The following is a 216-nucleotide window of genomic DNA, read 5'->3' on the forward strand; positions in this document are numbered from 1 at the left end:
GCCATCAATGGTCACTGTATTGCCCGTTAATGCTTTACCTTTAATTCTTACCGGTGGGTAGTCTTTGTTTTCTAGATATTCTATATCGCCACCAAGCTGTGCTAATGCATCAACTAAGTGACCAATCGGACGCTCTTTCATACGTGGCTCACCGGTTAAGATAAACTCACCTTCACTTGCTGCAAGAGCCGCGCACAATGGGCGCATTGCCGTGCC

At 47.2% G+C, this 216-nt stretch carries 1 pseudogene; it reads right to left on the bottom strand.

What is annotated here, in order from left to right:
• Positions 1-207, bottom strand: a pseudogene (locus ACX6CF_RS27225) (hypothetical protein); the annotation flags it as partial.
• Positions 208-216 lie beyond the last annotated feature (9 nt).

This window comes from Vallitalea sediminicola (genome assembly GCF_054408565.1).